This window comes from Helicobacter sp., assembly GCF_022511165.1.
In the GTDB taxonomy this organism is placed as follows: Bacteria; Campylobacterota; Campylobacteria; order Campylobacterales; family Helicobacteraceae; genus Helicobacter_C.
In genome coordinates, this window is record NZ_JAFLSB010000058.1 from 1 (window position 1) to 7,991 (window position 7,991).

A 7,991-nucleotide genomic window follows, 5' to 3' on the forward strand; every position below is an offset into this window, starting at 1 on the left:
GGGCGCAAAAGTGTATCCCCGTTTTTTATATCCCTTATTTTTATCTTGGACGATGTTTGGTAACCATAGACAATCTTAAGCTTGAATCTCTAAGCTATGTTTGGGCATTTTTTGCAAATAATAAGGAAGTTATAAAACTTGCCACAATATATCAGCCTATTAAAGGAGCAAATATGGTTTTAAGTGGCTATCCTAAAATGGATTCTTTAGCATATTATCTTAAGCACACTCATTTGCATAAAGATTCTAGGCTTAAAATTATTATCGCTCCACATCATTCAATCTATGAGGCAGAATCTGCAATAGGTGCATTTTTGAAATATTATGAGATATTGTATGAAGTAATGGTAAAAAATACAGATATAGATTTTATCTTTCGCCCTCATCCATTGCTTTATAGCCAACTTGCCAAAGAGGAATTTTGGGGAGAGCAAAAAACAAAAGCATATTTTGATAAAGTGTGTGCCTTAGATAATGTTACTTATTCTGTGGAGGGTGATTATATGGAGGTTTTCGCTCACTCCTCTGCACTTATACACGATTGTGGTTCATTTATGGCAGAATACCTCTATACCAATAAACCCTGTGCTTTTATGTATAGAGATAATTTAGATACACAAGTGTGCTGGAATGAGTTTGGGCGTAAATGTGTGAATGTGCATTATAGTATCTTTAATGCCAAAGATATAGATGATTTTATAGAATCTGTGCGCAATGGACAAGATAGTTTAAGAGAGCAAAGAGAAACATTTGCGCGCAATGAAGTGATGATATATCATCCTAATGCCACGCAAAAAATTTATGAATATTTGGCACATCAACTCTGTATTAATAAATAGCAGACATTTATATATGGGGTGGTCTTTGCGCACATTTTTAATCTCTTTTTTATAAAGAAATAGTCTTAGGGATATGCTAATTCTCTATAAAAAGGCATTTTAAGCTAACTTAAGCTTTGCAAATAATCCTGCAAAGCGTAAGCTTCATTTATATTGCTATTTTGCATTTCTTTGATTGCTTCAATCGCCACACGTGCAGCAGAGAGGGTTGTAAAATAAGGAATAGAGCTTTTTATAATTTGTGTGCGGATAAGGTGTGTATCGCCCTTATTTGAGTGATGATCGCTAGTATTAATAGCAAGACTAATTTGATTATTTGTCATTTTATCAATGATATTTGGACGCCCTTCGCTTACTTTGAGAATCTGTGAAGATTGTATATGATTTTCACATAAAGCTTGATATGTCCCTTCTGTGGCGCAAATTGAGAATCCAAGCTCAATAAATTTACGCGCAAGTTCTACCCCCTCTTTTTTATCAGCATTGGCAAGTGAGAGGAAAATCTCGCCTTGAGTAGGTAGAGCATTTTTACACGCTAATTGACTTTTTGCAAAGCTCAAGCCAAAGCTTTTACCAATCCCCATTACTTCACCTGTGCTTTTCATTTCTGGTCCTAGTGAAAGCTCTGCTCCCACGAGTTTATTAAATGGAAACACAGATTCTTTAAGGCAAACATAGTGCAAGGCTTTTGGCTTAAAGATATATGCGCTAAAATCGACTCGATGATATTTATCATAAAAGCAAAGTGCTTCATAAAGTATGCCTGTAGAATCTGCTTGTGAATCTTGCGCTAATTGATGTTGTGGATTGTGTGAAGGAGTATTTTTAAGGCTATGATTCCACATTACTCTTGTGGCGACTTTTGCTAAAGGAATGCCTGTTGCCTTGCTCACAAAGGGCATCGTGCGGCTTGCGCGAGGATTGACTTCAATGAGATAAAGTTCATTATTATAAATCGCATATTGCACATTCATAAGTCCTATTACGCCAAGCTTGAGTGCAATTTTTGCAGTAGTTTCTTCAATCTCATTGAGCATTGCTTGAGAAATGTTAATGGTTGGAAGTGAGCTTGCACTATCACCGCTGTGGATTCCTGCTTCCTCTATATGCTCCATAATTCCCCCAATATACACATTTTGTCCATCGCTAATACAATCCACATCAAGCTCGATAGCATATTCAAGGAATTTATCAATAAGCACAGGCGAACTATCACTCACTGCAATGACTTCGTCCATATAGGTTTTAAGCTCCTCATCATTAAAGACAATCCGCATAGCGCGTCCTCCAAGCACATAGCTAGGGCGCACAAGCACAGGAAAGCCGATTTTATTGGCAACAAGATAGGCTTGCTCTTTTTCAAAGGCAATGCCATTTTGAGGCTGTTTTAGTCCTAGCTCATTTACAAAATGCGCAAATTTTTCCCTATCTTCAGCAATATCAATCACTTTTGCGCTTGTGCCAATAATGCGAGCATTAATTTTATTGAGCGAATAGGCGAGTTTAAGCGGCGTCTGCCCTCCTAAATGCACAATGATACCATCAGGCTTTTCGCGTTCAATCACACTGCGCACATTTTCAAAAGTGATAGGTTCAAAATACAGCACATCGCTTGTATCATAATCTGTGCTCACGGTTTCTGGATTGCAATTATACATCACACTCTTTACATCTAAATCCGCTAACGCAAAGCTACTATGCACACAGCAATAATCAAACTCAATGCCTTGTCCAATGCGGTTTGGTCCCCCACCAATAATCATCACCTTTGGGTTTTGTGCTGTGTTAGAATCTTGTTTGGTTTGGGCTATGGTTTGGAAATTACCAATGCTTGAGTAGAGATAGGGCGTGAGGCTTGGAAACTCTGCCGCACAGGTATCTACTTCATTATAGCAAGGCATAATGCCAAGCTGCATTCTTGCTTGATAAATTTCAGATTCACTGATGTCAAGCTTGTCGTTTATTTTAAGCAAATATGCAATCATTTTATCGCTAAATCCATAGCTTTTAATGCGCCGCATTATTGCGCTATCATTTAGAATCTCACTTGTAATATCTTTTTCGGCTTCTATGATTTCATAGATTTGATGTAAAAACCATTTATCAATCTTGCATAAATCATATATTTCATTTAAGCTCATTTTATGCCTAAAGCCCTCTGCGATATAAAGCAGACGATTTGCATTTGGGCGACGGATTTCTTTTTTAATCATTTCTATATCATTACTGATAGGATTAAAGCCATAAATGCCTATCTCTAGGCTACATAGGGCTTTTTGCAAGGATTCTTTAAAAGTGCCACCAATAGCCATTACTTCACCGATAGATTTCATACCTGTGGTGAGGGTAGAATCTGCTTTAGGGAATTTCTCAAAAGTAAAGCGAGGGATTTTTGTAACAATATAATCAATGCTTGGCTCAAAACTCGCTGGTGTGTGAGTAATGTCGTTTTTTATCTCATCAAGGCTAAAACCTACTGCAAGCATCGTGGCGACTTTAGCGATAGGATAACCTGTGGCTTTAGAGGCAAGGGCAGAGGAGCGCGATACGCGTGGATTCATCTCAATAACAGTCATTCTGCCATTTTGAGGATTAATCGCAAATTGCACATTGCTTCCACCGGTATCTACACCGATTTCACGCAAGATTTTAAAACTTGCATCGCGCATTCGCTGATATTCTTTATCTGTGAGTGTGAGGGCTGGAGCGATAGTAATAGAATCTCCTGTATGAACGCCCATAGGGTCGAGATTCTCAATACTGCACACAATGATACAATTATCATTTTTATCGCGTATGACTTCCATTTCATATTCTTTCCACCCAAGCAGAGATTCTTCGATAAGAATCTCATTAATTGGGCTTGTTTCTAAGCCATTTTTTGCTACGGCTTTAAATTCATCAATATTATAAGCTACGCCACTCCCACCACCTGCAAGAGTATAACTTGCGCGTATAATGAGAGGAAACCCAATCTCCTTTGCAGCATTGAGGGCTTCTTCTTCTGTGTAGGCATAACGCGATTTAGGCAAGTCCATACCAATTTTTAACATCGCTTCTTTAAAAGCTTGTCTATCCTCACCTTTTTTGATTGCCTCTGGGTTTGCTCCTAAAAATGTGATGCCTTCTAGCATACCCTTTTCAAACATTTTCATTGCTACATTGAGTGCGGTTTGTCCTCCCATTGTGGGAAGTATGGCATCGACTTTTTCTTTAGCAATGATATTAGCAATAATTTCCTCTGTGATAGGCTCAATATAGGTGCGGTCGGCAAAATCCGGATCTGTCATAATCGTAGCAGGATTGGAATTAATCAGCACAACTTTATAACCAAGAGATTTGAGCGTTTTTACCGCCTGTGTGCCTGAATAGTCAAATTCACAAGCTTGCCCTATGATAATAGGACCTGAACCAATGAGTAAAATTGTTTGAATATCGGTGCGTTTGGGCATAAAAATTTTTCCTTACTTTTGGGGCATAAAATTGTGCGATTGTATCTAAAATGTGCTTAAACATTGATGGAGTTTCAGGGGTTTTGTATAAATTTTATTGTGGGTTGTGTGAGTAAAAGGCTGTATTAAAACACAATGGTTTTATTGCCATAGACAAAGATTCTATCTTCAAGAGCAAGATTAAGAGCGCGAGAGAGGACGATTTTTTCAATATCGCGCCCAGCTTTTTGCATATCCTGCCAAGAATAGCTATGATTAATATGAATCACATCTTGTGTGATAATAGCCCCCTCATCAAGATGCTCATTCACAAAATGCGCAGTTGCACCAATAAGCTTTACACCCCGCTCATAAGCTTGTCTATAAGGATTTGCACCAACAAAAGCAGGAAGGAAACTATGGTGGATATTGATGATTTTGTTTTCAAAATGATGCACAAAATGCTTACTCAAAATCCTCATATACTTTGCAAGGACAAGATAAGAGGCTTCAAAGCGAGAAATGACTTCTAAAAGCTTTTCCTCGTGCGCCTCGCGCTCAAGATTCTCTGTTGGGAGATAAAAAAATGGGATATGAAATTTTTGTGCAAGGGGTTCTAGGATATTGTGATTGCTTATAATAGCTTGTATATGTGCGTTTAGCTCCCCACTATCGTGGCGCAAGAGTAAATCCCCCACGCAATGATTTTCTTTTGTGCAAAGAATAATGATATTTTTCTTGCATACAGGTGCAATTTTGAGTGTGCTATCAGGGGGCAAAGTTGCCTGAAGTTTTGTATAAAGCTGTGTATCATTTGTTTTGCCACTCACTTGTGTGCGCATAAAAAAACGCTCACTCTCTTTATCGACATACTCATCATTGCGCTCAATATTCAGCCCTAGCTCATAAATCACTGATGAGATATGATAAACTAGCCCCTTTTTATCTGGCGCACTAATAAGAATCACACGTTGCATATAGGGGATTGGGTTAGCACTTGGTGGATTCATAATGTAGCTTTGAGTTGCGGAGATAAAAGTGAAAGAATCTTGGTGTGTGCTGTCTCTAAAAACTTATCCATATAGCTTTCAAGTTTATCTTTTTTAAGCCATATTGCCTTTTCAACGCCTGTTTCTTGCTCTAGGGCGTGAATGGCTTCTTGTATTGAGGCAACTTTATCAATTAGCCCTAGCTGCTGTGCTTTGTGTGCAGAAAATACCTTGCCTTCTGCAAATTCGTGATAATCTGTTACTTTAAGCTTTTCTTTACGTGCTTTTAATACATCATTTCTAAAAAGGGCATATTGTTCTTGGAGGAGATTTTCAAGAAATTGCCTCTCACTCTCGCTCCATTGGCGAGTAGGAGTGCCTATTTCCTTATATGCTCCTGCTTTTATACCTTGCTCTTTAATGCCAATTTTATCCATTAGCTCTTGTATATTGAATCCACTAAAAATCACACCGATTGAGCCAATGAGCGCACCGCGATTGGCATAAATTTCTTTAGCATACATACCTGCGTAATAGCTTCCGCTTGCCATTGAGCCTTGCACATAAGCAATCACAGGCATTTTTTGCGAAAGTGCATATACCATATCAGCAATTTCAATACTTGCACCTACTGCTCCACCCGGAGAATCAATAATAAGCAACACGCCTTTAATATTTTTGTTTTTTGTGATTCTCTCAATTTGCGCAGCAAAGCTTTCGCTTTCATAAATAGGCATATTGAGATAAAGCTTAGCAAGATTTGGGGGATTTGTATCGTATTCATCACCGCTTGGCAAAAGGAAAAAAAGGAGAATAACTATAAAAACTAATGCCTTAAAATATTTATTAATAAAATCAAGCGGAGCAGTAAATATACGAGCAATATTACGTAAATCTTCCATAATATATAAGCCTTATTTGTCTAAAGTATAGCGATACATTCAATCTCTACAAGGGCATTTTTGGGCAGAGTTTTTACCGCGATTGTGCTTCTAGCAGGTTTATGTGTGCCAAAATATTGTGCATAGACTTCATTGAGGGCATTAAAGTGTTCCATATCACTCAAAAACACGCTTGTTTTAATTACTTTTTGTAAATTACTTCCTGCAGATTCTAAAATAGCTTTTAGATTTTCAAGCACTTGCGTGGTTTGGGCGACTATATCGCCATTTATAAAATCTCCTTTTGGCGTGAGGGCGATTTGCCCTGAAGTGTAGATAAGTCCATTATAAATACGAGCTTGAACATATGGACCGATAGCTTGAGGAGCATTGGGTGTATTTATAGCTTGACTTGTTTGCATTAAGAATCCTTAAAGAGCAAAAATTAAGCTATAATTCTAGCACAAAAGTCTAAATCACAGGGAGTAAAGATGCGGATAAAAAGTGCAGTTTTAGCCATAGCTGTAAGTGCAGTGATGATGCGAGCGGATAATATGATACTTGATTTTGAGACTATAGCGCGTATAGAGCTTAATCTTAAGCCCAATCAAACATTGATGATAGATCATAAAAGGGGCGTGTTGCTTGGCATTATGGAGGTAAGCCCAAGTGGGGCGATTAAGCGTCTGCCTGTCCCAAAGGAATTGCTTGGTAAAAGTGAGGCTGATGTAATGGGTGGTGGAACAAAAGAGCAATATGAGAGAGAAATGAGCAATTTTGGTGGCTCACAAACAACTATTTACCATAAAAATATTAAGGGCAAGGCAAAGATTCCAACTGGAAAAGAAAAAGGCGTGGAGAATCTAAAAGCAGGGACAAAAAAAAGAGAGGGTGAGATTGAATGGGATAAGAGCAAGATTATCTATGAGCAGCAAGAGGAGGTGCTTGATATTTCACGCTAGGGCATAAATACTAGGTAAGTGCAAGTCAAGGGAATAAACAATGGAATATAATTCTTTAAAAACGCAAAAGGAGTAAGAAATGAAGCATAATCCCGAGATTCCAGCGGGGGAGGGGGAATACACCTCTTTAGCAGATTTATCCTCTCAACACCTCACAGATTCTACGCATACAAATACATCTCCCAAAACTTATCAAATTAATAATAACGATACAGATTCTTCACAATCTCATAATAATTTAGAATCTTTCCACCTTTTTAATACTTCACATTCCTCTTTGGTTCTTAAAAGTCTCTTTCACAAATACTCTTTTTCATCATTATGGCATTCCTTTCATTCATTATTCACTTCTCCTAAAGATATAAAAACCTACACACGTTATAAAGATATTTCTCTCTTTGCTATTCTTAATATCTGCTTCTTAATTTGTGTTTATACCCCCTTTGCTATATATAGCAGTGATATGTCACAATTTGATGCTAAAGATTCTCTTAAAACCCTTTGCATATTGTGTGGATTCTTTATTTTTTTTGCACTTGTGCTTGTATATATCACAAGTTTTTTGTATAGAAGTAGATTTTTAAAACTCGCTACTTGGAGCTGGAGTATTCTTTTAGTGATAGGCATCATTGATACCTTTATTTTCACAGGGGATTATGGAGTAATGGATAATTTTATCTTGCAAAATCCTACTTTTGTGGATTCAGATTTTCGAAAGTCAAAGATACCTCACGCTATTTTTACTTTTATATTGAGTGTGGTGATTGTGGCAATAGTATTTAAATACCTCAAAAGCATATTCCAAATCCTTTTTATCACAATTTTTCTCTCAAGTGTCGTATATGGATATAAGATACTTCACACTCAAGGAGACGCTCTCATACAAATA

Annotated in this window: 6 protein-coding genes and 1 pseudogene; 3 read left to right on the forward strand and 4 right to left on the reverse strand. The window is 37.5% G+C overall.

Annotated elements, in window-relative coordinates; translation table 11 throughout:
* Positions 1 to 839: CDP-glycerol glycerophosphotransferase family protein (locus J1E28_RS07275; protein WP_291028282.1), on the forward strand; the 839-nt coding region annotated here is incomplete at its 5' end.
* A 104-nt stretch (positions 840 to 943) separates the two neighbouring features.
* On the opposite strand, the gene carB is transcribed toward J1E28_RS07275, so the two are convergent.
* The 4 genes from carB to J1E28_RS07295 all read right to left on the reverse strand — a co-directional run bounded on the left by carB (position 944) and on the right by J1E28_RS07295 (position 6,562).
* Positions 944 to 4,291 (reverse strand): carbamoyl-phosphate synthase large subunit, encoded by a 3,348-nt coding sequence (gene carB, locus J1E28_RS07280; protein ID WP_291028284.1) that lies wholly within the window; start codon positions 4,289 to 4,291, stop codon positions 944 to 946.
* Positions 4,292 to 4,416: 125 nt separating this feature from the next.
* Entirely contained in the window at positions 4,417 to 5,280 is an 864-nt protein-coding gene (gene purU, locus J1E28_RS07285) for a formyltetrahydrofolate deformylase (RefSeq protein ID WP_291028286.1), read from the reverse strand.
* Complete coding sequence (sppA, locus tag J1E28_RS07290) at positions 5,277 to 6,161, reverse strand: signal peptide peptidase SppA (RefSeq protein ID WP_291028289.1); 885 nt, start codon at positions 6,159 to 6,161, stop codon at positions 5,277 to 5,279. The genes purU and sppA overlap by 4 nt, the downstream gene beginning before the upstream one ends.
* 20 nt (positions 6,162 to 6,181) lie before the next feature.
* Positions 6,182 to 6,562 carry a RidA family protein gene (locus J1E28_RS07295; RefSeq protein ID WP_291028291.1) on the reverse strand — a complete coding sequence of 127 codons (381 nt, stop codon included), beginning with the start codon at positions 6,560 to 6,562 and terminating at the stop codon, positions 6,182 to 6,184.
* Between the two features lie 69 nt (positions 6,563 to 6,631).
* Here J1E28_RS07295 and J1E28_RS07300 point away from each other — a divergent pair, with 69 nt between their 5' ends.
* Positions 6,632 to 7,102, forward strand: a complete 471-nt coding sequence (locus J1E28_RS07300) for a hypothetical protein (protein WP_291028293.1) — start codon at positions 6,632 to 6,634, stop codon at positions 7,100 to 7,102.
* 79 nt (positions 7,103 to 7,181) lie between these two features.
* Positions 7,182 to 7,991 (forward strand): annotated as a pseudogene (locus tag J1E28_RS07305) (hypothetical protein); the annotation flags it as partial.